This is a genomic window from Arthrobacter sp. TJ-266, from assembly GCF_058269115.1.
On record NZ_JBZCNC010000003.1, the window covers coordinates 505025 to 532002 of the forward strand.

The following is a 26978-nucleotide window of genomic DNA, read 5'->3' on the forward strand; positions in this document are numbered from 1 at the left end:
TTCCCCATGGCTCATTCACCCGCTGCAGCTACCTTCGCCGACCGCCACATCGGCCCGCGAACCTCCGACGCCGCACGGATGCTCGAGGTCCTCGGCTACCCGAGCCTCGAGAAGCTCGTGGACATGGCCGTGCCCGCGAGCATCCGCCTCGACAGGGCGCTGGACCTGCCCGGCGCCCTCAGCGAGACCGAGGTCCTCGCGCAGCTCCGCCGGATCGCCGGGAAGAACCGGACGGCCGTGCAGATGATCGGCCAGGGCTACTTCGAGACCGTCACGCCGCCGGTCATCCGCCGCAACGTCCTCGAATCCCCTGCCTGGTACACCGCCTACACCCCGTACCAGCCCGAGATCTCCCAGGGCCGCCTCGAGGCCCTCCTGAACTTCCAGACCATGGTGCAGGACCTCACGGCCCTGGACATCGCCAACGCGTCCCTGCTTGACGAGGCCTCCGCCGTGGCCGAGGCCGTGCTGCTCATGCGCCGCTCGGGCAAGAACAAGGGGCGCACCGTCATCGACGCCGACGCCCTCCCGCAGACCGTCGCCGTCGTCCGCGGCCGCGCCGAGGCGCTCGGCTTCGAGGTGGAGGTCACCGATCTCTCCGCGGGACTGCCCGACGGCGACATCAACGGCGTCGTCCTCCAGCAGCCCGGCGCCTCGGGCGCCCTGCGGAACCACGCCGCCGTCATAACGTCCGCCAAGGAGCGCGGCGCCCTCGTCACGGTCGCCTCGGACCTCCTTTCCCTTACGCTCATCACCGCCCCGGGCGAGCAGGGCGCGGACATCGCCGTCGGCTCCGCCCAGCGTTTCGGCGTCCCGCTCTTCTTCGGCGGCCCACACGCCGCCTATATGGCCGTGCGCAAGGGCCTCGAGCGCATGCTGCCGGGCCGCCTCGTGGGTGTCTCGAAGGACGCCGACGGCGCTCCCGCCTACCGCCTCGCGCTGCAGACCCGCGAGCAGCACATCCGCCGGGAGAAGGCGACGAGCAACATCTGCACAGCGCAGGCGCTGCTCGCCATCGTCGCGTCGATGTACGGCGTCTACCACGGCCCGGAGGGCCTCACGGCGATCGCCCGCACCATCCACCAGCGCGCCGTCGAGCTCGCGGCAGCCCTGGCCTCGACCGATGCCGAGGTGGTGCACGGGGCGTACTTCGACACCCTCCTGGTCCGTGTGCCCGGGAAGGCCGCCGAGTACGCCGACGCCGCGGAGGCGGCGGGCTACAACCTCCGCCGTATCGACGCCGACCACCTCGGCATCTCCTGCGACGAGACGACCACACGCGAGCACATCGCGGCCGTCGCCGCCGTCTTCGAGGGAACGGCCGCCGCCACTGCGGAGGCCCCGGCCGAGCGCATCCCGTCGGAGCTGCACCGGACGTCGTCGTTCATGACGCACCCCGTGTTCTCGCGCCACCGCTCCGAGACCGCGATGCTGCGCTACCTGCGGAAGCTCTCCGACAAGGACCTCGCGCTGGACCGCACCATGATCCCGCTGGGCTCCTGCACCATGAAGCTGAACGCCACGGTGGAGATGGAATCCATCTCCTGGCCCGAGTTCGCCTCGATCCACCCGTACGCGCCGGAGAGCCAGACCGAGGGCTGGCGCGAGCTCATCACCGACCTCGAGGAGCGCCTCGCCGAGATCACCGGGTACGACCGCGTGTCGCTGCAGCCCAACGCCGGGTCGCAGGGCGAGCTCGCCGGACTCCTGGCCATCCGCGGCTACCACCGCTCGCGCGGCGACGAGAACCGCACCATCTGCCTCATCCCGTCCTCGGCGCACGGCACCAACGCCGCCTCCGCGGTGCTCGCGGGCATGAAGGTGGTGGTGGTCGCGACGGCGGCCAACGGGAACATCGATCACGACGACCTGCTGGCGAAGATCGAGCAGCACGCGGCTAACCTCTCGGCCATCATGATCACCTACCCGTCCACGCACGGCGTGTTCGAGGAGGACGTCCGCTGGGTCTGCGAGCAGATCCACGACGCCGGCGGCCAGGTCTACATCGACGGCGCCAACCTCAACGCCCTCGTGGGCCTCGCGCAGCCGGGTGAGTTCGGCGGCGATGTCTCGCACCTCAACCTCCACAAGACGTTCTGCATCCCGCACGGTGGCGGTGGGCCCGGCGTCGGCCCCGTGGCGGTGGCCGCGCACCTCGCGCCGTTCCTGCCCGGCGACGCGAACCGCGCCGTCGCCACGGATGGTGGCGCGAGCGCCGAGGGTGGCACGCCCGTGTCCGGCTCGATGTACGGCTCGGCCGGCGTGCTGCCCATCTCCTGGGCCTACGTGGCCCTGATGGGGTCCGAGGGCCTCACGAGCGCGACGGCGCACGCCCTCCTCGCCGCCAATTACGTGGCCGCGCGCCTGACCGAGCACTTCCCCGTGCTCTACACCGGCGTGCAGGGACTCGTGGCGCACGAGTGCATCCTCGACCTCCGCCCGCTGACCGCGGAGACCGGCGTGACCGCCGAGGACGTCGCCAAGCGCCTCATCGACTACGGATTCCACGCGCCCACGTTGTCCTTCCCGGTCGCCGGGACGCTCATGGTCGAGCCCACGGAGTCCGAGGACCTCGCCGAGCTGGACCGCTTCGTGGAGGCCATGATCGCCATCAAGGGCGAGATCGACCGCGTGGCGGCAGGTGACTTCACGCTCGAGGAGAGCCCGCTGCGGCAGGCACCCCACACCGCGCAGGTGCTCATCGGGGACGAGTGGACCCAGGCCTACTCGCGCGAGCTCGCGGCCTACCCGCTGCGGTCCCTCCGCCATGACAAGTACTTCCCGCCGGTGCGCAGGATCGACGGCGCCCACGGCGACCGCAACCTGATCTGCTCCTGCCCGCCCATCGAAGCCTTCGAGGACTAGGACCGCCGTACATGACCGACGACACGAGCAGACACACCGCGCTGTTCACGCAGCACGAGCTCCACGGTGCGTCCTTCACCGACTTCGGCGGCTGGCAGATGCCCCTGAAGTACCGCAGCGAGCTGGAGGAGCACCACACCGTCCGCAAGGCCGCGGGGATCTTCGACCTCTCCCACATGGGCGAGGTCCTCGTCACCGGGCCGGATGCCGCGCGCTTCCTGAACTACGCGCTGGTGAGCAATCTCGCCGTCATCGCCGTGGGCAAGGCGAAGTACTCCCTCATCTGCACCGCCGAGGGCGGCGTGATCGACGACCTCATCACGTACCGCCTCGCCGAGGACTCCTTCCTCGTGGTGCCGAACGCCGCCAACGCCGAGATGGTGGCGGAGACGCTGCGCATCCGGGCGTCGAGCTTCGATGTCGCCATCGAGGACCAGTCGGAGGCGACCGCGTTGATCGCCATCCAGGGGCCCACGTCCGAAGCCGTCCTCCTCGAGCTCGCGCGCCCCGAGGACGCCGCGACCATCAAGGAGCTGAAGTACTACGCTGCCGTCGAGATCGAGCTCTCCGGCCTGCCCGTCCTCCTCGCACGGACTGGGTACACCGGCGAGGACGGCTTCGAGATCTACGTGGGCACCAACGTCGCCGTGCGCCTGTGGCAGGCCGCCCTGACCGCCGGTGAACCGCACGGCCTGCTGCCCTGCGGGCTCGCGGCACGGGATTCGCTGCGGCTCGAGGCCGGCATGCCCCTGTACGGCAACGAACTCGGTCTCGACATCAACCCGTTCGAGGCCGGCCTCGGTCCGGTGGTGAGCACAAAGAAGACGGACGACTTCGTGGGCCGCGCCGTCCTGGAGCCCCTCAAGGCGGTGGAGCCCGCGCGTCGGCTCGTGGGTCTCCGCGGGGTCGGCCGCCGGTCCGCACGGGCCGGGTACGACGTCGTGGTGGACGGGGTGCCGGTCGGCACCGTCACGTCCGGGCTTCCCAGCCCGACGCTCGGATACCCCGTGGCGCTCGCGTACGTGGCATCGGAGTACGCGGCCCTCGGTACGGAGCTGCAGGTGGACCTCCGCGGACGGCCCGAGGCCTTCACCGTGATCCCCACGCCCTTCTACCGGCGCGAGAAATCGGCCGGTACCGCTCTGTGACGATCAGCGCGTTCGACCTCTTCAAGATCGGCATCGGCCCCTCGAGCTCCCACACCGGCGGACCGATGACCGCTGCCCACCTCTTCACCCGGGTGCTCCGCGCCGAGGGGCTTCTCCCGCGCGTGCAGCGTGTGCAGGTGGATCTCTTCGGTTCGCTCGGCGTGACGGGGCACGGCCACGGCACGGTGAAGGCCGTCCTGCTCGGTCTCGAGGGGGATCAACCGCACCTGGTGGATCCCACCTCGGCCGACGCCCGCGTGGCGTACATCGGGGAGTGCCGCTCGCTGCTGCTGGCGGGGGAGCAGCGCATCGCGTTCGATCCGGAGACGGACGTGCTGCTGCACCGCGGTCAGCGCCTCGACTACCACACGAATGGTATGCGCTTCACGGCATACGACCCAGCGAACGAAATTATACGGACGAGGGAATACTTCTCGGTAGGTGGCGGCTTCGTGCTCGACGAGGACGAGATCCGCTCCGAGACGGCCGCGGTGGCACCCTTGCCCGTGCCGTATCCCTTCGATTCGGCGGATCAGCTCCTGCGTATCTGCGGAGCCACCGGCAGGCGCTTCTCGGATGTCATCCTGGCGAACGAGTTGGCGGTGCGCTCGGAGCACGAGGTGCGTACGGGCCTGCTGGAGATCTGGGACGTCATGCAGGACACCATCCGGCGCGGCACCACCACCGGTGGCATCCTCCCCGGTGGCCTCAGCGTGCGTCGCCGCGCGGAGAAGCAGCGGCAGCTCCTCGAGAAGGCCGATGATCCCAACGACCGCCTCGGGACCATGGAGTGGGTCACGCTGTTCGCCCTCGCGGTCAACGAGGAGAACGCGGCCGGCGGCCGCGTGGTCACGGCGCCCACCAACGGCGCGGCGGGCATCATCCCTGCCGTCCTGAAGTACTACGTGGACTTCGTGCCGGGAGCGGACGACGACGGTGTGGTCCGGTTCCTGCTCGCCGCCACCGCGATCGGTGCCCTGTTCAAGAAGAACGCGTCCATCTCGGGCGCGGAGGTCGGGTGCCAGGGCGAGGTGGGGTCGGCGTGCGCCATGGCAGCGGGCGCGCTGGCCGAGGTCCTCGGTGGCACACCCGAGCAGGTGGAGAACGCGGCGGAGATCGGGATCGAGCACAACCTCGGCCTCACCTGTGACCCCGTACGCGGTCTGGTGCAGATCCCGTGCATCGAGAGAAATGCCGTCGGAGCCATGAAGGCCATCACCGCGGCCCGTATGGCGGTCCGCGGGGACGGTCAGCACCACGTCTCCCTCGATGTCGCCATCAAGACGATGCGGGAGACCGGCGCGGACATGATGGACAAGTACAAGGAGACCGCGCGCGGCGGCCTGGCCCTCAACGTCGTGGAGTGCTGACGCCCCTCAGATGAACCGCAGGGTCTTTTCGTCGTCGACCCGGGGCCGCTGGGGAAGCTCGTCGATGAGCTCGTTCAGAGCGAGGGCCAGGAGGTTGTGGGCCCAGACGGGGAGCTCAGGTGCCTCGAGTGCGCCGTTGCATCCGACATAGCGCAGCCAGATCACAGGCAGGGTGAGATTCACCTCGCGCATCGCACGGTTCGTCAGCTGGGGCTGCAGAACCCTCCAGCGGTCGTTCATTGGCTTCCGCCGGGCCCGGAGGTGTCCGCCGATTGTCCCTCACCAGTGTGATGAAGGCTTCGGAGGCCTGAGGGATCAGCCGCAGCGCCGTCCGGACGATATCCGTCAGCGGGCCCTCGCCGTCGTCGCGGTGATGCAGGTTGCGGGCGAGATCGCCCAGATGATCGGCGAGGCCCTGGACCACGGTGCCGTCCGTGGCAGCCCCCGCTCGCGTGACGTCCGGCTCGTTCACTGTGTCCTGCTGTGCGTTCGGTGCCTGGACAATGTACCGCCGATGCCTTCCCGACGCCGCCCGGCGCCACGCGTCCGGCAACCAGAAGGCGAACAGCAGGTCACAAGGCTGAACCGGCGGTGAACTCTGGCGGACAACTCGTTCGTGAGAGCCGCTTTCGAGGTTCGTGCGGCCGCCCGCTCCCTACCCTTGCAATGGCATGGGGCCGAAGCGAAGCGAAGGGGTGAAGGGATGGGCCAGGTGACGGATACCGCTCGGGTACGCCCGGCAGTGCGGTCCGACGGCGTAGGACAGGTCCCGCCGTCGTCCTCGGGAACGGGCCCGGGGGCCGTGGTCCAGCGCCGTCGCCGCACGCCGTGGAAGCAGTGGCTGCTGTTCCTCGCCTTCGCGGGCCCCAACGTGGCGCTGCTGGTGATCTTCACCTACAAGCCGCTCCTGCAGTCCCTGCAGTACTCCACGCTGCAGTGGAACATCGGTTCCCCGGTCGCCATGCCGGTCGGCTTCCAGAACTACATCGACTGGTTCACTGATCCGACGACGCCGCGCATCGTCACCGTGACCCTGGTCTTCACGCTCGCCACCGTGGGCGGCGGCATGGTCATCGGGCTCCTGCTCGCGCTGGTGCTGAACCGGAAGCTGCGCGGCACGGGCGCGGCGCGCACCGTCGTCGTCGCGCCGTACGTGCTCTCAGGCGTCGCCGTGGGCCTGCTCTGGCTGTTCGTGTTCGACCCCAACTTCGGCGTCACCGCCGCCCTGCTCCGCCTCGTGGGCCTCGCCTCACCCGACTGGTACAACGATCCCCAGTGGGCGCTCGCCATGGTGATCATCGTGTACCTGTGGAAGAACGTGGGCTATGTGGCGCTCATCTACCTGGCCGCCCTGCAGTCCGTGCCACGGGACCTCGTGGAGGCCGCATCCATTGATGGCGCCTCCGCCGTGCGGTCCTTCCGGGCGATCGTGCTGCCCCTGCTCGGACCCACCACGTTCTTCCTCGCCATCACCACGCTGCTGACGTCGCTGCAGTCCTTCGACATCATCCAGGCCATGACCAAGGGTGGTCCCCTCGGCGGGACCACCACGATGATGTACCAGATCTACCAGGAGGGCTTCCAGAGCGGCCGCGCCGGCTACTCGTCGGCGATCGCCACCATTCTCTTCGTGGTGCTGCTCGCGGTCACGTTCGCCCAACTGAAGTTCGTCGACCGGAAGGTGCACTACTGATGGCCGCCACCCTGACACCGGGCCCCGCACGGGCGGCCGCGGCACCCCGCACCAAGGCACCGACGCCGTGGGGCAGCTACCTCACGCTTCTGCTCGCCGTCGCCGTGATGGTGCTCCCGCTCGTGTGGATGGTGCTCGCGGGGTTCAAGGAGCGCGACGAGATCTACACCTCGCCCATCCAGTGGCTGCCCGGCTCGGTGGACGCCTCGAACTACGAGACGGCGATGAGCCAGGTCCCGTTCGGCAACTTCTTCGTCAACAGTGCCATCACCACGGTGATCGGCGCGGGGCTGAAGATGATGCTGGGGCTCACCACGGCGTACGCGCTCGTGTTCCTCGAGTTCCCGTTCAAGAAGGTCGTCTTCGGCGTCGTCATCTTCGCCCTGCTCGTGCCGCAGCAGATCGTCATCATCCCGAACTACACACTCGTGGCCGAGCTCGGCTGGATCAACACCTACCAGGGCATCATCGTGCCCGGACTCGCCTCCGCCTTCGGCACGTTCCTCTTCCGCCAGCACTTCCTCACGCTGCCGATCTCCATCCTCGAGGCGGCCGCGCTCGACGGCGCCGGTCACTGGCAGCGCCTGTGGCGCTTCATCGTGCCCATCTCCGCGCCGACCATCGCCGCCGTCGCCCTCGTCTCGATCGTGGCGGAGTGGAACGAGTACCTGTGGCCGCTCCTCGTCGTGGACCGCGCGGAGATGATGACGCTGCCGGTGGGCCTGACCCTGCTGCAGAACAACGACGGCATCCCCGACTGGGGCGTCCTCATGGCAGCGACCGTGCTCGTCACCGCCCCCGTGCTGATCGCCTTCTTCGCGCTGCAGAAGCGCATCGTCTCCGGCCTGACCGCCGGGGCCGTCACCGGCTGACCTTCCTTCCCTTCCCCGTCCGTCCGACCAACCCGAGGAGTTCCCCCATGTCCCCACGCCCGCAGTTCGACCTGAACCGCCGTCAGCTCCTGCAACTCAGTGCCATGTTCGGCGGCGCCGCGGCGCTCGCGGCCTGCAGTGGCCCGGCGGTCAGCACCGACGTCTCCGGTGGCGCCGCCACACAGGATGCCACCGACTGGGCGTCCATCACGCCGGCCACCGAGATCACCTGGTGGAGCAACCACCCGGGTGCGTCCAAGCCCGTGGAGGAGGAGCTCATCAAACGCTTCACCGCCGAAAGCGGCATCACCGTCAACCTCGTCACCGCGGGCGCGAACTACGACGAGGTGGCACAGAAGTTCCAGGCGGCCACCGGCACGGACGCCGGGCCCGACGTCGTCATCTCCAGTGACGTGTGGTGGTTCCGCTACATGATCAACGGGCAGATACTGCCGATCGACCAGCTCGCCGAGCACCTCGAGATGGACACCGCGGATTACAACGAGACCCTCTACGGCGACTACCTGTACAAGGACTCGCACTGGGCCGTGCCCTACGCCCGGTCCACGCCGCTGTTCTACTACAACAAGGATGTCTGGGCGGCTGCGGGCCTGCCGGACCGTTCGCCCGCCACCTGGGACGAGTTCCGCGAGTGGGGGCCGCAGCTCGCAGCCGCGGGCATCACGCCGCTCGGGCTCGGCAAGGGGACGTCCTGGGTGGCCTGGTGGTTCTGCAACTTCCTGTGGGGCAGCGGCGGCGCCTACTCGAACGAATGGACCACCACGCTCGACACCCCCGAGGCCATCGAGGCCGCCACCTTCGTTCAGTCCATGATCTTCGACGACAAGTTCGCGGCCGTTGCGGCGAGCGACAACGTCGCGGACTTCGGTGCCGGCCTGACCGCCTGCACCATCGGATCCACCGGATCCCTGACCGGCATCCTGGAGGCGGCATCGTTCGGGGTGGGCACCGGCTTCCTGCCCGAGGGCCCCGATGGCCCGGCGTGCCCCACCGGCGGCACCGGCGTGGCGATCAACGCGAACCGCTCGCCCGAGCAGCAGCTCGCCGCGGGTATGTTCCTGAAGTTCCTCACGAGCACGGAGAGCACGGCGTACTACTCCTCCAACACCGGCTACATGCCCGTGCGCACCTCGGCCCTGGAGAGCGAGACCATGGCAGCCGTGTACGCGGAGTCGCCCCAGTTCCGCACCGCTGTCGACCAGCTGGCCACCACGCGCACCCAGGACTGGGCGCGGGTGTTCGTTCCCGGCGGTGACAAGGAGCTCACGACGGCGCTCGAGGGCATCATCCTCCAGCAGGCCGACCCGGCTGAGGCGTTCGCGACCGCGAGCACCGCCATCCAGCGCTCCTACGAGCAGAACGTGGAGCCTTACCTCTGACCCCTGGGAAGGAGTAGGGCCGGCCGGCCCTACTCCTTCACCACCCGGATGGTCTTCAGCGATGCGTCGCCGGGGTCGGGTCACCGCCGTCAGGGAGCGCCGTACCGCACACAGAAGCGGGCGCCCCAGGGGGGGGCCGACGCCGTNNNNGTGTGGTTCCCCGCCTTTGTGGCGCCCCGACCCCCAAACAGACTCGCCCCCCTGGGGGGGCCCCCGCTGCCGTGTTCTCTTGAGAAATTCGGGGGCTACGCCTCAGACCACCACGGCGGTGGTCTTCTGGCGCTGGGGTGCGAGTTCGCCGATGATACCCCGCAGCAGGGTGCGGAGCTCGAAGGACTCCAGTCCCTCACCCACCATGAGCGTGCGCTCGATGTTCTCGGCGGCGGTCAGGGCGTCGAGGCCGGCGGGGGTGATGGTGATGCGCTGACTGCGACGATCGATGCTGTCACGGATCCGCGAGATGAAGCCCTGGCGTTCGAGCTTCTCGATGGTCTTGCCGATGGTCTGCGCCTGCACGTGCACCGCCACGGCGAGCCGTGCGCCGGTCATGGTGCCCTGTCGGGCGAGGACGCCGAGCGTGGTGTACCCGGCATGGGTGATGCCGATGTCGAGCAGTTTCTCGTTCCACGCATGGTCCACGAGACGCGCGGCGGTGGTGAGCAGGCGGCTGGTTGACCACTCTTCCAAGTCAGACATGCGATCCTCCGGAGCGTTGGAACCCCCTGCCGGTGCTGTGAACCAGCCCCGGCAGGGCGTTGTGTCATCGCAACGAGATCACGTGATCAGGGGACGGGATCTTCGTTGCTGTAGTCCCACTATGCGCTTGTATCTTCAAGTTTCCCCTTCGCCCTTGCCGAAGACTGGAACAAGTTCTGCGCATCGGCCCGGGGTGGGCGGCGTCCGAATGCCGCGATCTCCGCGGCGACGTGCGCGGCAGCGAGCATCTGCACCACGTGCGCCTGACCAGTGATCTCGACGAACGAACCGTCCACCGCGCGGTCAGCGAGCTCCCGGCACCACCGTCGTCGCGCCACCGGGTCGCGGCCTCCCCGGATCACCAGGACCGGGCACGGCACGGCCTCCACCGCGCGCTCCAGCGGGTACTCCATCATGGGACGCAGCTGGCGCACGTACCATCGGACGCCGGTGCGGAGGTAGTCCGTGTACACCACGGCATTGCTGCGCGGGCTCTCCCGGAAGGTGTCGTGCAGCAGGGAGACGGACTGCTGCAGAACGGTGCGCCGGAGCCGGTCCACTACGGGCCCGAGGAGCACCACGCGCTCGGGCAGCTCCGGGGCGGCGAGCGCGGCGGCCGTCACGAACTGGGCCCCCATGGAGTGGCCCACCAGCACGGCGCGTCGGATCCCGAGCGCGGCCAGCGCCGCGACGATCAGCGCCCCGTGGTCCTCGGCCGTGAGCTGCGCCCGCGGCTGGGGGTCCCAGCCGTACCCGGGAAGATCGATCGAGTGCACGACGGCGTCCGCGGCGAGTTCCGCGGCGAGCGGCTCCAGATAACGGTGCGTCATGCCTAGACCGTGGACCAGGACGTACGGCGGGCGGTCGGGGTGGCACTCGGCGGCCGAGCTCGTGGTCCTCACGGTGACCGTGAAGCCGCGGATCTGCACGGTTCTCACGAGGGTCGAGGGCATCAGAGCAGCTTACGGGGTCCGGCGCCCCCACCGTGCCCTGCCGCCCACGGGCCTCCTGACAACCGGCCCCGGGCACCTGCCGGAACACAGGAGTGTGTGGAAGGCTGGGATCATGTCCGATCCCACGAGCCAGCGCACCGCGTTGATCGTCGAGGACGACCCTGACATCCGCGATCTGCTCGTCACGACGCTGCGCATGAACGGGTTCACCACCTTCGAGGCGGCATCCGGGGGCGAATGCCTGGCGCTCCTCAGGGAGCACCGGCCGGACCTCATCACCCTGGACCTCAACCTTCCTGATCTCGACGGCGTTGAGGTCTGCCGGCAGTGCCGTGCCAGCACCGATGCGTACATCGTGATGGTGACCGCCCGGCAGGAGGAGATCGACCGCCTCATCGGGCTGGAGACAGGCGCCGACGACTTCATCGGCAAACCGTTCAGCCCACGCGAGCTCTCCGCCCGGGTGACGGCGATGTTCCGGCGGCCCCGGCGCACCACGGCAACCCCTGCGACGGTTCCTACCGTTCCCGTGCCCGCACCTCAAGACGACGAACAGGTGCTCCTGAGCCACGGGACCCTGGTGATGGACGCCGCGGGGCGCATGGTGACCGTCGACGGACGGGAACTGGCCCTGACGCGCATCGAGTTCGATCTCCTTGAAGCGCTCCTCACGAACGCGCAGCGCGTCTGGACCCGCGAGGCACTGCTCACCCGGGTGTGGGGAGAGGGCTGGGCACAGGATCACCACCTCGTCGAGGTGCACATCGGGAACCTGCGGAAGAAGCTCGGCGACGACATCAGCAACCCGACGTTCATCCGCACCGTCCGCGGGGTCGGCTACCGGATGATGCCGGTCGCGGCGAAGGACTGAAGTGCGACGGCGGTGAGCCGTCATCCGGCGTCGTGCCGGCGTCGTGCCGTGGTCGGTGGTCGGAGCGATCAGCCGTCGATCGTGAAGCGGCCGCCGGCGGCCGCCTCGAGCACCGCCGCCGCAGTCTGCTCCGCCGTGTGTTCCGTCGTATCGATGACGTGGCGCTCGTAGGCACCGAGATCGGCGAACTGGTCCCACATGCCGGTCACCGCGGACTCCTCCACCAGGGCACCGGCCGTCCTCCGGGCCTGGGCGCGCTCCAGGGCGACGTCTCGCGAGGGGCGCAGGACGATGTAGTCGAAGCCCGCGGCCGAGGACTCGCTGTGTGCACGGCGGTAGTGGTCGAGCATCCACGGCCCCACCACCCCGTCGACCAGGACCGTGAACCCACCGGCGGCGTAGGCGAAGCCCGCCGCTGCAATGGCACGGGTGACGGTCTGGTTCTGCGGATCGGCTCCCGGAAGATACGGCGGGATGTACCCGGCGGCGATGAAGCGCCAGAAATCGTCCGTGTGCAGGTGCACGGCCTTGGCACAGGTGGCGGCCACCGTTCTGGCCGTGGTCGACTTACCCGCACCCGGCGGCCCCGACAGGACGATCACCCGACGTTCCATGGTCCGAACCTAACCGATGGGTATGCGGATGGTGGTCCGAGGTGCCGCCGTGGTGAGCCGTCGTTCGGCCGTGCTTCGCCCCGGATGGAAGACTGGGAACGTGGCTCACCTCGACGTATCCGGTATCGACTACTTCCTCTCCGACGGCAGGCAGCTGCTCAACGGCGTCGCCTTCAAGGTCGGTGAAGGCCACAAGACGGCGCTGATCGGCCCCAACGGCACGGGTAAGACGACGCTGCTGCGCATCATCTCGGGCGATCTCTCACCCGACGAGGGATCGGTGGGGCGCTCGGGGACCATGGGCATCATGCGGCAGTTCGTCGGCCAGGTCCGCGATGACACCACGGTGCGCGACCTTCTCGTCTCCTCCGCGCCCCCCGTGCTCGCTGCTGCGGCGAAGCGGATCGACGACGCCGAGCTGGCGATGGTGGAGGCCGACGACGAGCCCACCCAGATGGCGTACGCGCAGGCCATCGCGGACTGGGGGGACGCCGGGGGCTACGAGCTGGAGACCACCTGGGACGAGGTCACGATGGCCGCCCTCGGGGTCCCGTTCGACCGCGCGCAGTACCGGGCGGCGTCGTCGCTCTCCGGTGGTGAGCAGAAGCGCCTGGTGCTGGAGGCGCTGTTCTCCGGGCCGGACGAGCTGCTCCTCCTCGACGAACCGGACAACTACCTCGACGTGCCCGGTAAGCGCTGGCTCGAGGCGAAGCTGGGGGAGTCGAAGAAGTCCGTGCTGTTCGTCAGCCACGACCGCGAGCTCCTCGCCAACGCCGCCACGCGCATCGTGACGCTCGAGCCGGGAGCGATCGGGGCGTCGTCGTGGACCCACGGCGGCGGCTTCGCGACCTACCTGAAGGCGCGCGAGGACCGCAATGCCCGGTTCGAGGAGCTGCGGAAGCGATGGGACGAGGAGCACGTCAAGCTCAAGGAACTCGTCAACATGTACAAGAACAAGGCCGCGTTCCGCTCCGACATGGCGAACCGGTACCACGCGGCGCAGACGCGGCTCGCGAAGTTCCTCGAGGCCGGCCCGCCCGAGGCCATACCGCTCGAGCAGAACGTGTCCATGCGCCTGGCCGGTGGCCGCACGGCGAAGCGCGCGGTCGTGGCGCAGAAGCTCGAACTCTCCGGTCTCATGAAGCCGTTCAGCACGGAGATCTGGTTCGGGGACCGCGTGGGTGTGCTCGGCTCCAACGGCTCCGGTAAGTCCCACTTCCTGCGGCTGCTCGCCGCCGGGGGATCGGACCCCGACAAGGAGCACCTGCCGGTGTCCGACGTCGACATCGCGGAGGTGCCGCACGAGGGTTCGGTGAAGCTCGGCGCGCGTATCCGCCCCGGGTTCTTCGCGCAGACGCACTCGCGGCCGGACCTGCTGGGGCGCACGCTCGTGAACATCCTGCACCGCGGTGACGAGCACCGTTCCGGGCTGGGCCGCGAGGCGGCGTCGGCCGTGCTGGACCGCTACGGCCTGGCGTCCCAGGCGGAGCAGCCCTACGACTCGCTCTCCGGCGGGCAGCAGGCACGCCTGCAGATCCTACTCCTCGAGCTCTCCGGAGCCACGCTGCTGCTGCTCGACGAACCCACCGACAACCTCGACCTGCACTCCGCCGAGGCCCTCGAGCGGGCCATCGACGCCTTCGAGGGGACCGTCATGGCGGTCACGCACGACCGCTGGTTCGCGCGGAGCTTCGACAGGTTCCTGGTGTTCGGCTCCGACGGCAAGGTGTACGAGACGAAGGAACCGGTCTGGGACGAGAGCCGCGTGGTGCGCGCCCGCTGAGCGGGTTCTCCACTTCTGTCCACACAATGCCCACAGGGTTGTCCACAGTGTGTGGAGAACCTCACCTCGAGCCTCGTCCCGCACGGATGCAACGGATAGAGAGAATGGATCAATGAAGGTAGCTGTATTGGGAGACGTGGGCCAGCCGGTCTATCACGTCGGCGACGAAGCCATGACGCACGCCGCGATCGCCCATCTGACCGCTCGCGGCCTCGATGATCTCGTGGTCCTCACACGGGATGTTCAGCATTCACGGGCAGCCTTCGGCGTCGAAGCAGCCCGGACGCTCACGTTCCCCTGGCCGCCCCGGGAACGCTCCGACTACCTGCGTCAGGTTCGCGCCGCGGTCCGGGGTGACTCGGGGGCGCTCCCCTCCTCCGACCAGGCCTGGCGCGTCATCGATCAGCTGCGGTCATGCGATGCACTGCTCGTCGCGGGTGGCGGCAACATGAACTCTCTCTACGGCTGGCTCCTCTACGAACGTGCCGCCACGGTGGATATCGCGCGGACCCTCGGGATGCCGGTCGTGGTGAGCGGGCAGACCCTCGGCCCCCAGCTGTTCGGGGTCGACCGCGAGGTGGCGCGGGACCTCCTGGGTGGCGCTCGACTCGTCGGTGCACGGGAGGACGCGTCACTCCACCTCATCGAGGAGCTGCTGGATTCCACGGAGCCCGGCCCGAGCATCCGGTCCTGTCTCGACGACGCCTCCTTCTACGCCGTTCCGGCAGGTACCGAACCCGAGCGGATCGCTCCGCAGGAGCCGTTCATCGTCGCGACCTTCGCGCCGGGTCACGGCGAGACCGATCGCGAGGAATATCTGTCGGCGGTGGCCAGCGCCCTCGACGACGTCAGTGCCGCCACGGGCCTGCCGGTGGTGTTCCTGCCGCACATGGCCACGCCGCATCACGAGCAGGGTGACGTCGATGAACACATGCACCGGGACATCGCCGCGAGGATGTCCGATGGGGAACCGGTGCTGCTCCCCATCCAGGACGCGCACCGGACGATCGAGCTCACCCGCAGGTCCTCGCTGGTCCTCACCTCCCGCTACCACCCCGTGGTCTTCGGCCTGGACGCCGGGGTGCCGGTGGTGGCCGTGTCACCGGACGCCTACAGCGACGTCCGCATGAGGGGAGCGCTCCGTCACTGGGGGCTCGAGGACCTCGCCCTGACGCTGCCCGAGGTCTTCGACGGGACGTTCGTCGACGTCGCCCTCGACGTCTGGCGTCATCGCACCGTCCTCTTGTCCCACCTGGCGGAGTGCCGACCGCATCAGCAGTCCCGGCATGACCGCTGGTGGGACGACGTCGCCCGCGTCCTCCGGGGAGGATGGGCCGAGGAAGCGGTGGATCTGCCGGAGATCGCGGCGCCGACCTTCGACGCGGACTGGCGGGCGCGGTCGGCCGCCTCCGCCCGCACCTTCGTGCGCATGTCCGCCGCCGTCGCCGACCTCCGTGTCGAGATCGAGCACCTCCGGGGCGAGACGGACACCCTGCGGGGGGAGCGGGACGACGCGAGGAGCGAGTTGGCCGCGTGGTTGGACTCGCGGTCGATGAAGCTCGCCCGGCGAATCGGCTCCGTGGCCTCGGTGGCGAGGCGCGGCCGATGAACGGTTCGCCCGCACCCGCCCGTGTCGCGATCATCGTGCGCACGAAGAACAGGCCCCTGTTCCTCGCCCGTGCGCTGGACGACGTGCTGGCCCAGACCTTCGACGACTGGCACGTGGTCGTCGTGAACGACGGCGGGAACAGCCTCGAGGTCGAGGCCCTGACCGCACGGAGGTCACGACTGCAGGGCCGCTGTACGGTCCTGCACCATGACGAGAGCCGCGGCATGGAAGCCGCCTCGAACGCCGGGCTGGCAGCCGTCACCTCGGAGTTCGTGGTCATCCACGACGACGACGACACCTGGCATCCCGAGTTCCTGGCACGCACCACCGCCCACCTCGACGCGTCGGTGGACGGCGGCGTCGGAGTGCGGACGGAGATCATCCATGAGCGCATCGACGGTGGCGACATCGTCGAGACGGGACGGGACACGTTCTCCCCCGAGATCACGCAACTGGTGCTCATCGATGCCCTGCGCTACAACAGGTGCGTGCCGATCGGACTGCTGTACCGACGATCGCTCCACGCGGACGTCGGCGAGTACGACGAGTCACTCGGCGCGGTGGGTGATTGGGAGTTCCAGCTGCGCGTGCTGCAGCGCCACACGCTCGGGTTCATCGAGGGACCTGCGCTCGCCCACTGGCATCATCGCGATGACCAGGAAGGCCCCGCGGGCAACAGCTTCTTCGCAGCTAAGAGCGACCACGTGTATTTCGACAGAACCGTGCGCGAGCGGTACCTGCTGCAGTACGCCGAGCGGAACGGGCTCGGAGCGCTGCTCTACCTCGCCGGGGAGAGCAAGGACCAGGCTGATCACCTTCATCGGAGGCTGAACTACTCAGAGGAGCTGCTTCACGGGCTGGTGGAGCGCTCCGCCCGGCTCGAGGAGAGTCTCCACCTCCTCGAGGCCGCTGTGAGCGATGCCAGCGTGGTGAGTCTCGTGCGTCGGCGCTACCGGCGCTTCAGGGACCGCCAACGTGCCCGCGGGGAACGGCGACGGTCCTGATTGCCGTGCAGCACCGGGGCGTGTCCCAATCGTTATCATCAGGAGCCTTTCAGGTTGCGAGATCCGTTGACTCCATTGCCCCAAGACACAACAGTGGGAACACCGGAATCGGCCCGCAGGGCAACGTCCGGTCAACGCTGGTAACGCTCCTTTCAGCACGAGGAATCACTCACATCTTTCACGGCCGTGCCAGCGGACTGCAGGGACACCACGTCCTTGGCTGCTCGGCCTGATCGATCCTCACGAAGGAGAAGTATGAGCAAGTCATACCGTCGGAAGGTGGGATCGGCAGCGCTCGCTACGCTCACCGGCATAGTCCTGGCTTCCAGCATGGTGACGCCCGCCTCAGCTGTAGAGGGCGCACCGCAGGGGGAACCGACCGCACAAGGTCTCGGAGCACCGGCTCGTCCGGATGCGAAGATCGCCACGGATCTGCGGAATCGGACCGGTCAGGTGTCGGTCTACATCCAGTTCGAAGGCGCAGGAGCCTTCGAGCAGACGCAGCCGGAGGCAGTTCGTTCCGGTCAGGCTGCACCGGTGCGCAAGGTCGCGGAGGTGCAGAGCATCCGCGCCGAGATCGAAGCGCAGGCCGAGGACGTCACGGCCGAGGCCGAGGCCACAAGCCTGTACACCACCACGAACACCATTCCCGGTGTCGCCATCACCGGCGATGCTGCGCAGATCCGCGAGCTCGCCGCTCGTCCGGACGTCAAGAAGATCACGGGCATCGTCCCGAAGACCCTCGACAACAAGGGCGGCGTGATCGACACCCAGGCCCTCACCTCCTGGGTGCAGCGCGACCAGACCGGCGAGGGCGTCACCATCGCCGTCCTCGACACCGGCCTGGACTACACGCATTCCGGTTTCGGCGGGCCCGGCACGATCGAAGCGTTCGAAGCAGCACAGGCTTCCCCCACCATTCCGGATGAGAGCCTCGGCCTCTACGATCCCGCGAAGTTCATCGGCGGGTACGACCTCGTGGGCGATCTCTACAACGCAGACCCGGCGGCCGAGACCTACAGCCCGGTGCCGGTGCCCGACGAGAACCCCCTCGATTGCGAGAGCCACGGCTCCCACGTCTCCGGCACCGCCGCCGGGTACGGCGTCAACGCCGACGGTTCAACCTTCGGTGGCGACTACTCGACGCTGACCTCCGATCAGGTCAACGAGATGCGGATCGGACCGGGTACTGCCCCGGAGGCCGGCCTCGTGGCGCTGCGCGTCTTCGGCTGCGAGGGCTCGAGTGAGGTCGTGGGCCTAGCTCTCGACTACGTTCTGGACCCCAACCGCGACGGCGACTTCTCCGACCGCGCGAACATCGTCAACATGTCGCTCGGCTCCAACTTCCCCACGTACGACGACCCAGAGAACGACATCGTCAACGCACTCACCGCTCAGGGCATCCTCTCGGTGGTCTCCTCCGGCAATGACGGCGACGTCTTCGACGTCGGTGGTACCCCGGGTAGCGCCGCGTCAGCGTTGACGGTAGCAAATTCCGTCGGCAGCCAGGTGACCCTTGATGGCATCGAGGTAGTCGCGCCCGCGGATGTCGCGGGACTCGCCGCCGGCCAGTACAGCGCGAACTTCGACTACAGCACAGCCTCCGAGGCGGAACTGACCGGTGAGGTCGTTGTTGCTCCTGACACCAACGCCTTCGGCTGCGATCCCTTCGAACCGAATTCGCTGGTCGGTAAGTGGGTCTGGCTGCAGTGGGAGGAGAACGGCGCATTCCCCTGTGGTTCAGGCGTGCGGTTCAACAACGCCGAGGCAGCCGGTGCGACCGGCGTCGTCCTGGACTCGCCGCGGTTCGTCTTCGAGGCCGGAATCGCGGGTAACGCGACCATTCCGGGCGCTCAGTTCAACGCCGAGTTCTCGGAGAGGCTTCGTGCCGCTGCGGTCGCCGGCACCCTGGAGGTTCGTCTCGACCCCCAGCTCCAAGGGACTGCTGGTGGCGCATCGAACGCCCTCGACACGCTCAACTCGAGCTCGTCGCGTGGTGTGCACGGGTCCAACGGTGTCGTGAAGCCCGACGTCACGGCTCCGGGCACCTCCATCGGTTCGGTCCAGGTCGGTACGGGTAACCTGCCGTCCGTGAAGTCCGGCACGTCGATGTCCGCTCCGAACGTGGCCGGCATCGCGGCACTCCTCGTGGGTGCGACCGACTACAACCCGTACCAGGTGAAGAGCGTCATCATGAACACGGCGACAACGGACATCCTCACGGCAGACGGCGTCCCGTACGCTCCGAACCGCACCGGTTCCGGCCGGGTGGACGCCCTGGACGCCCTTGACTCCACATCGCTCGCGTACGCCACCGCGGATCCGGTGCTGACCTCGGTCAGTTTCGGCGTGCTCGAGGTGGGAGTCGACCCCGTGACACTCGTCAAACAGATCACGGTCGAGAACCGCTCGGACGCCGTGGTGGACTACACCGCGGAGTACTTGGAAGCGACGTCGATCCCCGGCGTCGACATCTCGGTCACCGCTACCGGAAGCACGTCCTCCAGCGCACCCGTCCCGGCCAACGGGACGGCGACCTTCGACGTGACCATGTCGATCGCCGATCCGTCGGCGCTCGCCAAGACGATCGATCCGGCGGCCGACGTGGAGCAGCTCGGCGTTCTCCGCCAGTTCATCGCGGACGCCTCAGGCCGTGTCGAGTTCACGAGCGCCACGGCTTCGACGCTGCGGGTGCCGGTGCATGCCGCACCGAAGCCCACGGCCGACCTGTCCGCTGGCGTCAACATCCCGTTCGGAACGCCGTCTGAGCTTGAGACGGACATCGAGTTCACGGGCCGTGGCCTGTTGCAGGGCGGTACGGACACCCTGTACGCCTCGATCGTGTCCCCGTTCGTCCTCGGCGCAGAGAGTGATCGCCAGGAGAACCTGGCCCTTGAGTCGTTCTACTCGAGTGACCTCAAGTCGGTCGGCGCCTCGTCGACAGTCCCGGGTCTGCTCGCGGCGGACGAGGATCCGGCCGAGGGCTTCTTGTCCATCGGCGTCAGCACGTGGTCGAACTGGAACACCCTGACCGACGCCCTGCAGGTCGAGATCGACGTCGACAACAACGACGAGACCGACTTCGTGACCTTCACGACGCGTGCAGCCGATCTGGACATCGTCCTCGTGGACACGTACGCGGTCGACGACGAGGGCAACCTCGTCGCGGACTCGGTCGTCGAGACGTTCGGCAACGGTGTCGAGGGAAACATCGACACCAACCTCCTCGACTCCAACGTCGTGGTGCTGCCGATCCCCGTCGCCGCTCTGGGCCTGGATCTCACTGCCGGTGGGGACATCTCCTACCGTGTCTCGACGTCCAGCCCGCTCAGCGTGAACGCGGACGGTGAGTACGTCCCGATCGACGAGACGGACTGGATCGACTTCAGTGTCGCCGAACCCGCCCTGTGGTTCGAGGGTGACAGCCCGGACGTCAGCTTCATCGTCGGCGCCGGTGACTCGCTGCGGGTCCACCGCGAAGCCGGTGACACCACCAGCAAGGGTCTGTTCATCCATCACCACAACGTCTCAGGTGAACGTGATGAGGTTCTCGCGATTCAGCAGGGTCAACTGCGTTTCTCCGACGTCGCAGGAAACGAGCACGAAGGCGCGATCAACTGGCTCGCCGATCAGGGCCTTACAACGGGCTTCCCGGACGGCACCTATCGGCCGCTCGGATCCGTGAATCGTGACGCGATGGCGGCGTTCCTCTACCGCCTCGCGGGTGAGCCGGCCTACCAGCCGCCTGCCACGTCGCCTTTCAAGGACATCAATCCGAACGACCTCTTCTACAAGGAGATGTCCTGGCTGGCGGCAACGGGGATCACGACGGGCTATGACGACGGCACCTACCGGCCGCTGGCGCCTGTCAACCGTGACGCGATGGCCGCGTTCATGAACCGTTTCGCGGGGCAGTACTGCAGCATCGATGACGCTGCGGACTACACGAACCCGGCAGCGGCGTCATTCAACGATGTGCCCACGAACCTCCAGTTCTCACGCGAGATCTCCTGGATGAAGGAATCGGGCATCAGCACCGGTTTCCCGGACGGTACCTACCGTCCGGTGACCCCCGTCGCGCGTGATGCGATGGCGGCGTTCATCCAGCGGCTCGACGCGTACGAGACCGAGAACGGCGGTTGCGCACCCGAGTAAGGAGTCAGCCGGTTCTCACCGGTGAGCCACGGCGAAGGCCGCTCAGTCCACTGGGCGGCCTTCGTCGCGTGCCGCTGCAGTCGCGTGATGGTGCGAGACGATGTATTGCCGTGTCAGATTTTGCCCGTAGCAGTCGTTGAGCCTGCCCAGGAGCCGGGCGAGGTCGTTGATGCTCGTCGACGTCCAACCCGACATGGCGTGACGCAACCGCTCACGGCGCTGTATGCGATCGAGCGACAGTACCTCCAGCCCGCGGTGCGTCAGTCTCAATTCCCGGACGCTGGCCCTGTCGGGAGAGGGTACCCGGGTGACGAGACCGGTGGCGACGAGCGCTGAGACCTGACGACTCACACCTGGCTTGCCAAGCCCGAGTCTGTCGGCCAGTTCACTGAGGCAGAGGCGTGCGGGCGGCTCGAGCAGTGCCATGATCCCGTACGCGGCCGGCGTGAGGCCGTCCGCGCACTGCAGAGCCCGCGAGACGGATGTCTCGAGTCGCCACAGTGCACTGATGCTGTTCTCCACCTCGGCGATCACGAAGGAGGTGCTCTGGGTCGATGGCTCGGTCATGTGGTCTCCCGAACGGCACAAAGGGCCGTGGACGTAACGTCCTGTCAGTATCGCCGACGCCGAGCATCGGCGTCATGCCCGGCCGTTGCTGTCACGCTCGCAGTGCATCCCCTACGCGTGACGATTGTGGTGCCCGCCCGCAGCCGCCTACCGTTGGACCAGTGACCTCCTCCGTCCGCGCGGCCATGCTCGCCACCTACACCATCTTCGGCCTCAACGGACTCGTCTTCGCGAGCTGGGCGGCCCGCATCCCCGCGGCGTCGGCCACGCTCGGGCTCGGACCGGGACAGATGGGTGCCCTCCTGCTCGTCGGCGCGATCGGTTCCGTCCTCTCGCTGCCGCTCGCGGGTCTCCTCTCGTCACGGGTCGGTACGGCGAACACGGTCCGCATCGGCGGAACGGCCGCCGCGATCGCGGCGAGCGCTGTCGCCGTCGGGCTCGTCACGACTTCTGTGCCCGTCGTGGCCGTCGGGCTGTTCCTGTTCGGCTGCGGGATCGCCCTGTGGGACGTGGGACAGAACATCGAGGGGGCCGACGTCGAACGCCTCGTCGGCCGCACCATCATGCCGCGCTTCCACGCCGCCTTCAGTGGCGGCGCGTTCATCGGTGCGCTCGTGGGCGCCGGCCTCTCCGCGCTCGACGTCGGACTGCCCGCCCATCTCGCAGCGGTCGCGGCGCTCAGCCTCGCCGTCTCCCTCTGGACACCGCGTCATTTCCTCCCCGAGGCGGGTCAGGGGCACGACGACGGCGCCTCCTCCGCGGCGCGCGGCAAGGGGTTCGGTGCCTGGGGTGAGCCGCGCACGCTGCTCATCGGTCTGGTGGTCCTCGGGGCGGCTCTCACCGAGGGCGCCGCGAACGACTGGGTGGCGAAAGCCAGTGTGGACGGACTCGGGACGAGCGAGAGCACGGGCGCGATCATGTTCGCCGTCTTCGTGGCCGCCATGACGGCCCTGCGTTTCTTCGGTGGCGGAGTCATCGACAGATTCGGCCGCGTCCGTGTGCTGCAGGCGAGCCTCGGATCCTCGCTCGTGGGGCTGGTGATCTTCGTCGCGGCACCCAGTGTGCCGCTCGCCGCCGTCGGAGCCGTCCTGTGGGGCGCCGGCGCGGCACTCGGGTTCCCCATGGGGATGTCCGCAGCGGCCGACGAACCGGAGCGTGCGGCGGCCCGCGTGTCCGTCGTCTCGACTATCGGCTACACGGCGTTCCTCGCGGGTCCGCCGCTCATCGGATTCCTCGGTGATGTCGTCGGTATCCGCACCGCACTGCTGGCCGTGGGCATCGCCGTCCTCGCCTCGTTCCTCGTGGCTCCTGCCGCACGCGAAAGGAGCGCGGAGGACGTCGGAGCATTGCGGACAGGTTCTGACCGACAGGTCTAGGTGGAGCGCGCTAGCGGTTCTACCCTGACTGCATGGCGATCATTGAAGCAAAAGGCCTCACCAAGACCTATTCGTCGAAGAGCGGACCCGTCCACGCTCTCGACGGCATGAACCTCTCCGTCCCGCAGGGCACGGTCAAGGCCCTCCTGGGCCCCAACGGCGCGGGGAAGACCACCGTGGTCAAGATCCTGACCACCCTCATCCAGCCCACTGCGGGCACCGCGCACATCGACGGCATCGACGTCCTCCGGGATCCGCAGGCAGCGCGACGGATCATCGGCGTCTCAGGCCAGTACGCCGCGGTCGACGAGAACCTCACGGGGTTCGAGAACCTCGAGATGGTGGGCAGGCTCTACCACCTCGGAGCGCGCGAGTCGCGCCGCCGGGCCACCGAGCTCATCGACCAGTTCGAGCTGACCGAAGCGGGCAACCGCCCGGTCAAGGGCTTCTCCGGCGGCATGCGGCGCCGGATCGACCTCGCGGGAGCCCTGGTGATCAACCCCAAGATCCTCTTCCTCGATGAGCCGACCACCGGCCTCGACCCGCGGAGCCGCCTCTCGCTGTGGGGCATCATCAAGGACCTCGTGAAGGACGGCACCACGCTGCTCCTCACCACCCAGTACCTCGAGGAAGCCGATCAGCTCTCCGACGACATCGTGGTGATCGACGGCGGCAAGGCCATCGCCGAGGGAACGGCGGACGAGCTGAAGGCGCAGATCGGCGGCCACCGCGTGGTCGTCTCGCTGGTGGATGCCTCCGACGCCGGCACCGCGAGGGAGATCCTCGGGCGGCACGGTGCGGGCGTTCCGTCGGTGGGCGACGACGGACGCAGCATCGAGGTCGCCGTCGAGGACGGACCGCGGGCACTGCAGTACGTCCTGTCCGAACTGGGGGCGAGCGGCGTCAGCCTGCACGACGCCGGCATGCGCCGGCCCAGCCTTGACGACGTCTTCCTCAAGCTCACCGGACGGCGTGCCGACAACGCCGACGACGACGGCTCCGCTGATGCCGACGGCGGCACGGGCAAGGGTTCATCCAAGAAGGACAAGTCAGCACACAAGAGGGAGACAGCAGCATGAGCGTCCTGACGCGCGAGGACCGGCAGCCCGAGAACCAGCGCCCGGGCGAGCGATCCGTCACACCGAACCAGCAGTCCGACGTGTCCATGTGGTTCTCGGACGGGTGGACCGTCACCAAGCGGAACCTGACCAAGCTGAAGCGCTCGCCGGACATGTTGGTCTTCGCGATCCTGCAGCCCATCATGTTCGTGCTGTTGTTCAGCCAGATCTACGGCGGCTCCATCGCGGTGGAGGGCAGCGACTACACGCAGTACCTGATGGCGGGCATCTTCGCCCAGACGGTGATCTTCGGTTCCACGTTCTCAGGCTCCGCGATGGCGCAGGATCTGAAGGACGGCATCATCGACCGGTTCCGGACCCTGCCCATGAGTTCCTCGGCGGTGCTGATCGGCAGGACCAACAGCGACCTCGTGCTCAACACCCTGTCCGTGGTGATCATGATGCTCACGGGTCTGGTGGTCGGCTGGCGCATCAACACGTCGCCGCTCGAGGCGCTGGCCGGCGTGGGACTGCTGCTGCTGTTCTCATACGCGTTCAGCTGGGTCATGGCGCTGCTCGGCATGTCGGTGAAGTCCCCGGAGGTCATCAACAACGCGTCCTTCATGATCCTGTTCCCGCTGACGTTCATCTCCAACGCCTTCGTGCAACCGCAGAACCTGCCCGCTGCCCTCGAGACGTTCGCGAACTACAACCCGGTCTCCTGGTTCGTCCAGGCGGTGCGCGAGCTGTTCGGCAACACCGGCAGCGTGCCGGTCCCCGAGGTATGGCCCATGGAGAACGCGCTGGTGACAATCCTGATCGGGATCGTCGTGATGCTCGTGATCTTCGTGCCGCTCTGCATCAGGAAGTTCGCGTCCATCAGCAGCCGCTGACCGCGTCACCGGCGTCACCGGCGTCGCAGACGGCGCTGCCGTCGTCGTCCGAAAGGGGTACGGCGCTGCAGGAAGGGATCATCCCTGGGGCCGGTGACCGGCGCCGGCCCCGGGCCTACTGTGGAACACGAGCCCGGAACAGCGGGCTCACCAACGTTCCGACAGCAGAAGGGTGCAGCGATGATCGAGGCACAGGGACTGACCAAGCGGTACGGCTCGAAGTCCGCCGTCGATGCCGTGTCCTTCACGGTGCAGCCCGGTAAGGTCACCGGGTTCCTCGGCCCGAACGGTGCCGGCAAGTCGACCACCATGCGCATGATCATGGGCCTCGACAACCCGAGCGGTGGCCGCGTCACGGTCAACGGCCGGCCCTACGCCCAGCACAAGGCGCCGCTGCGCGAGGTCGGCGCCCTGCTCGACGCGAAGGCCGTCCACACCAAGCGGTCCGCCTACAACCACCTGCGCGCCATGGCTGCCACGCACGGCATCCCGAACAGCCGCGTCAAGGAGGTCATCGAGCTCACCGGGCTCGGACCGGTGGCGAAGAAGCGCGTGGGCGGTTTCTCGCTCGGAATGGGCCAGCGCCTCGGTATCGCGGCGGCGCTGCTCGGCGATCCGCACACCGTGATCCTCGACGAACCCGTCAACGGGCTAGACCCCGAGGGCGTGCAGTGGGTTCGGCGACTGGCCAAGGGCCTCGCCTCCGAGGGGCGCACCGTCTTCCTCTCCTCGCACCTCATGTCGGAGATGGCCTTGACTGCGGACCACCTGATCGTCATCGGCCGCGGCCGCATCATCGCGGACGCCCCGATCCAGTCGATCATCGACGGACAGGGGAAGGCGCGCGTGAGGGTCCGTACCGATCAGCCGCAGGACCTTCTCGGGCGTCTCGCCGGCGAGGGCGTCAGCTCGCAGGTCCTCGAGCCGGAACTCGTCGAGGTCACCGGCCTGGATGCTCGCCGCATCGCGGAGATCGCCCTGCGCGAACGGATCCTCGTGTACGAACTCACGCCGTTCCAGGTGTCCCTCGAGGACGCCTACATGCAACTCACCCAGTCCGAGGTGGAGTACCAGTCCCACAACCTGCCCATCACGCCGGACACCCCGGCCGAGCAGCAGGTCCCCGCTTCGATGGAAGGGCGCTGATCATGGCCACGTCAACCTCACAGGCTCCCGCCACCCAGCGGCCCCGACAGCATCGCGAGACCGGACCCGGCGTCAACTTCGGGCGGGTGCTGAAGTCCGAGTGGATCAAGGTCACCACGGTCCCGTCGACGGTGATCCTCATCATTTCGACGGTCATCGTCATGGTGGGGTTGGCCGCGCTCGCCGCATGGGCGACCACGATCACGGCAGAGGCCCTCGAAGCAGCGGGCACGGCAGGCGCCAACCCGACTCCCCCCGGAGCACCGGACTTCGCCACGTTCGACCCCGCGGCCGAGGCTCTCACGGTTCCGCCGTCCGGACTCGTCTTCGGTCAGCTGCTCATCGCATCCCTCGCAGTCGTCCTCATCGCGTCCGAGTGGGCCACGGGCATGATCAGGTCAACCATGGTGGCCGTTCCGAAGCGCATCCCGGCGCTCCTGGCCAAGAATGTGATCGTTGCGCTCGTTTCCTTCGTGGTCGGTGCGTTGTCCGCCCTCCTCTCCTACGCCGTCGCGCAGCCGATCCTCGCCAGTGAAGACATCGATTTCAGCATCACGGTAGAAGGCGTGTTGCCGAGCATCCTCAACACCGGTACCTACCTTGCCCTGATCGCTGTCATCTCGATGTCTATCGGGACGCTGCTGCGCAACACGGCAGGAGGGATCGTGACTGCTGTTGCTCTGTTCTTCGTATTCCCGCTGATCGTCGTGACCCTGATCTCCGGGCTAGCCGACTGGATCCCGGACGCCGCCCGCTTCCTCCCGACGAATGCCGGTACCCAGTTGACGGCCATCACGATCGACGATGGCGCGCTCACGCAGCTCGAGGGCGGCCTCGTGATGGGCGGGTGGGCTCTCGTGCTCCTCGTGATCGCCCTCGTCGTCACCAAGAAGCGGGACATCTAG

General features: G+C 68.1%; 21 protein-coding genes. 16 read left to right on the forward strand and 5 right to left on the reverse strand.

What is annotated here, in order from left to right:
• Positions 1 to 6: 6 nt before the first annotated feature.
• From gcvP to AC4D12_RS11050, 3 genes are read left to right on the forward strand one after another with little or no spacing between them, the layout of a single operon-like run.
• Complete coding sequence (gene gcvP / locus AC4D12_RS11040; RefSeq protein ID WP_490949966.1) at positions 7 to 2865, forward strand: aminomethyl-transferring glycine dehydrogenase; 2859 nt, start codon at positions 7 to 9, stop codon at positions 2863 to 2865.
• An 11-nt stretch (positions 2866 to 2876) separates the two neighbouring features.
• Entirely contained in the window at positions 2877 to 4013 is a 1137-nt protein-coding gene (gene gcvT / locus AC4D12_RS11045; RefSeq protein ID WP_490949967.1) for a glycine cleavage system aminomethyltransferase GcvT, read from the forward strand.
• Positions 4010 to 5383 (forward strand): L-serine ammonia-lyase, encoded by a 1374-nt coding sequence (locus AC4D12_RS11050; RefSeq protein ID WP_490949968.1) that lies wholly within the window; start codon positions 4010 to 4012, stop codon positions 5381 to 5383. Before gcvT ends, AC4D12_RS11050 begins: the two co-directional genes overlap by 4 nt.
• 6 nt (positions 5384 to 5389) lie before the next feature.
• Here AC4D12_RS11050 and AC4D12_RS11055 read toward each other — a convergent pair whose 3' ends face one another.
• The gene (locus AC4D12_RS11055) at positions 5390 to 5575 is read right to left on the reverse strand and encodes a hypothetical protein (protein ID WP_490949969.1); all 186 of its coding nucleotides are present in this window, start codon (positions 5573 to 5575) and stop codon (positions 5390 to 5392) included.
• A 520-nt stretch (positions 5576 to 6095) separates the two neighbouring features.
• On the opposite strand from AC4D12_RS11055, the gene AC4D12_RS11060 reads away from it, so the two are divergent.
• Genes AC4D12_RS11060 through AC4D12_RS11070 form a run of 3 tightly spaced genes read left to right on the forward strand, consistent with a single transcriptional unit; the run spans position 6096 to position 9348 of the window.
• The gene (locus AC4D12_RS11060) at positions 6096 to 7076 is read left to right on the forward strand and encodes a carbohydrate ABC transporter permease (protein WP_490949970.1); all 981 of its coding nucleotides are present in this window, start codon (positions 6096 to 6098) and stop codon (positions 7074 to 7076) included.
• Positions 7076 to 7948, forward strand: a complete 873-nt coding sequence (locus tag AC4D12_RS11065) for a carbohydrate ABC transporter permease (RefSeq protein ID WP_490949971.1) — start codon at positions 7076 to 7078, stop codon at positions 7946 to 7948. The genes AC4D12_RS11060 and AC4D12_RS11065 overlap by 1 nt, the downstream gene beginning before the upstream one ends.
• 47 nt (positions 7949 to 7995) lie before the next feature.
• Positions 7996 to 9348 (forward strand): ABC transporter substrate-binding protein, encoded by a 1353-nt coding sequence (locus AC4D12_RS11070; protein WP_490949972.1) that lies wholly within the window; start codon positions 7996 to 7998, stop codon positions 9346 to 9348.
• Positions 9349 to 9600: 252 nt separating this feature from the next.
• Here the strand turns inward: AC4D12_RS11070 and AC4D12_RS11075 are convergent, their stop codons facing one another.
• Positions 9601 to 10044, reverse strand: coding sequence for a MarR family winged helix-turn-helix transcriptional regulator (locus AC4D12_RS11075; RefSeq protein ID WP_490949973.1), 444 nt, complete (start codon positions 10042 to 10044; stop codon positions 9601 to 9603).
• Positions 10045 to 10163: 119 nt separating this feature from the next.
• Positions 10164 to 10997 (reverse strand): alpha/beta fold hydrolase, encoded by an 834-nt coding sequence (locus tag AC4D12_RS11080; protein ID WP_490949974.1) that lies wholly within the window; start codon positions 10995 to 10997, stop codon positions 10164 to 10166.
• 112 nt (positions 10998 to 11109) lie between these two features.
• On the opposite strand from AC4D12_RS11080, the gene AC4D12_RS11085 reads away from it, so the two are divergent.
• The gene (locus tag AC4D12_RS11085; protein WP_490949975.1) at positions 11110 to 11868 is read left to right on the forward strand and encodes a response regulator; all 759 of its coding nucleotides are present in this window, start codon (positions 11110 to 11112) and stop codon (positions 11866 to 11868) included.
• 68 nt (positions 11869 to 11936) lie between these two features.
• Here AC4D12_RS11085 and AC4D12_RS11090 read toward each other — a convergent pair whose 3' ends face one another.
• Positions 11937 to 12482 (reverse strand): AAA family ATPase, encoded by a 546-nt coding sequence (locus AC4D12_RS11090; RefSeq protein WP_490949976.1) that lies wholly within the window; start codon positions 12480 to 12482, stop codon positions 11937 to 11939.
• A 100-nt stretch (positions 12483 to 12582) separates the two neighbouring features.
• Between AC4D12_RS11090 and AC4D12_RS11095 the strand changes: the two genes are divergently transcribed.
• The 4 genes from AC4D12_RS11095 to AC4D12_RS11110 all read left to right on the forward strand — a co-directional run bounded on the left by AC4D12_RS11095 (position 12583) and on the right by AC4D12_RS11110 (position 21033).
• Complete coding sequence (locus AC4D12_RS11095) at positions 12583 to 14265, forward strand: ABC-F family ATP-binding cassette domain-containing protein (protein WP_490949977.1); 1683 nt, start codon at positions 12583 to 12585, stop codon at positions 14263 to 14265.
• A gap of 112 nt (positions 14266 to 14377) precedes the next feature.
• The gene (locus AC4D12_RS11100) at positions 14378 to 15874 is read left to right on the forward strand and encodes a polysaccharide pyruvyl transferase family protein (RefSeq protein ID WP_490949978.1); all 1497 of its coding nucleotides are present in this window, start codon (positions 14378 to 14380) and stop codon (positions 15872 to 15874) included.
• A complete protein-coding gene (locus tag AC4D12_RS11105) occupies positions 15871 to 16878 on the forward strand; it encodes a glycosyltransferase family 2 protein (protein WP_490949979.1) in 1008 nt (335 codons plus the stop codon). The genes AC4D12_RS11100 and AC4D12_RS11105 overlap by 4 nt, the downstream gene beginning before the upstream one ends.
• Before the next feature lie 255 nt (positions 16879 to 17133).
• Positions 17134 to 21033, forward strand: a complete 3900-nt coding sequence (locus tag AC4D12_RS11110) for a S8 family serine peptidase (RefSeq protein ID WP_490949980.1) — start codon at positions 17134 to 17136, stop codon at positions 21031 to 21033.
• Between the two features lie 42 nt (positions 21034 to 21075).
• On the opposite strand, the gene AC4D12_RS11115 is transcribed toward AC4D12_RS11110, so the two are convergent.
• Complete coding sequence (locus AC4D12_RS11115) at positions 21076 to 21600, reverse strand: MarR family winged helix-turn-helix transcriptional regulator (protein ID WP_490949981.1); 525 nt, start codon at positions 21598 to 21600, stop codon at positions 21076 to 21078.
• A 185-nt stretch (positions 21601 to 21785) separates the two neighbouring features.
• Between AC4D12_RS11115 and AC4D12_RS11120 the strand changes: the two genes are divergently transcribed.
• The 5 genes from AC4D12_RS11120 (at position 21786) to AC4D12_RS11140 (ending at position 26978) form a co-directional block, all read left to right on the forward strand.
• On the forward strand, positions 21786 to 22976 hold the full coding sequence (locus AC4D12_RS11120) for an MFS transporter (RefSeq protein ID WP_490950133.1): 1191 nt from the start codon (positions 21786 to 21788) through the stop codon (positions 22974 to 22976).
• 32 nt (positions 22977 to 23008) lie between these two features.
• Positions 23009 to 24055, forward strand: coding sequence for an ATP-binding cassette domain-containing protein (locus AC4D12_RS11125; protein WP_490949982.1), 1047 nt, complete (start codon positions 23009 to 23011; stop codon positions 24053 to 24055).
• 86 nt (positions 24056 to 24141) lie between these two features.
• Positions 24142 to 24927: an ABC transporter permease gene (locus AC4D12_RS11130; protein WP_490950134.1), complete on the forward strand. Its 786-nt coding sequence runs from the start codon at positions 24142 to 24144 to the stop codon at positions 24925 to 24927.
• 180 nt (positions 24928 to 25107) lie between these two features.
• Positions 25108 to 26073 (forward strand): ABC transporter ATP-binding protein, encoded by a 966-nt coding sequence (locus tag AC4D12_RS11135; RefSeq protein WP_490949983.1) that lies wholly within the window; start codon positions 25108 to 25110, stop codon positions 26071 to 26073.
• A gap of 2 nt (positions 26074 to 26075) precedes the next feature.
• On the forward strand, positions 26076 to 26978 hold the full coding sequence (locus AC4D12_RS11140; protein ID WP_490949984.1) for an ABC transporter permease: 903 nt from the start codon (positions 26076 to 26078) through the stop codon (positions 26976 to 26978).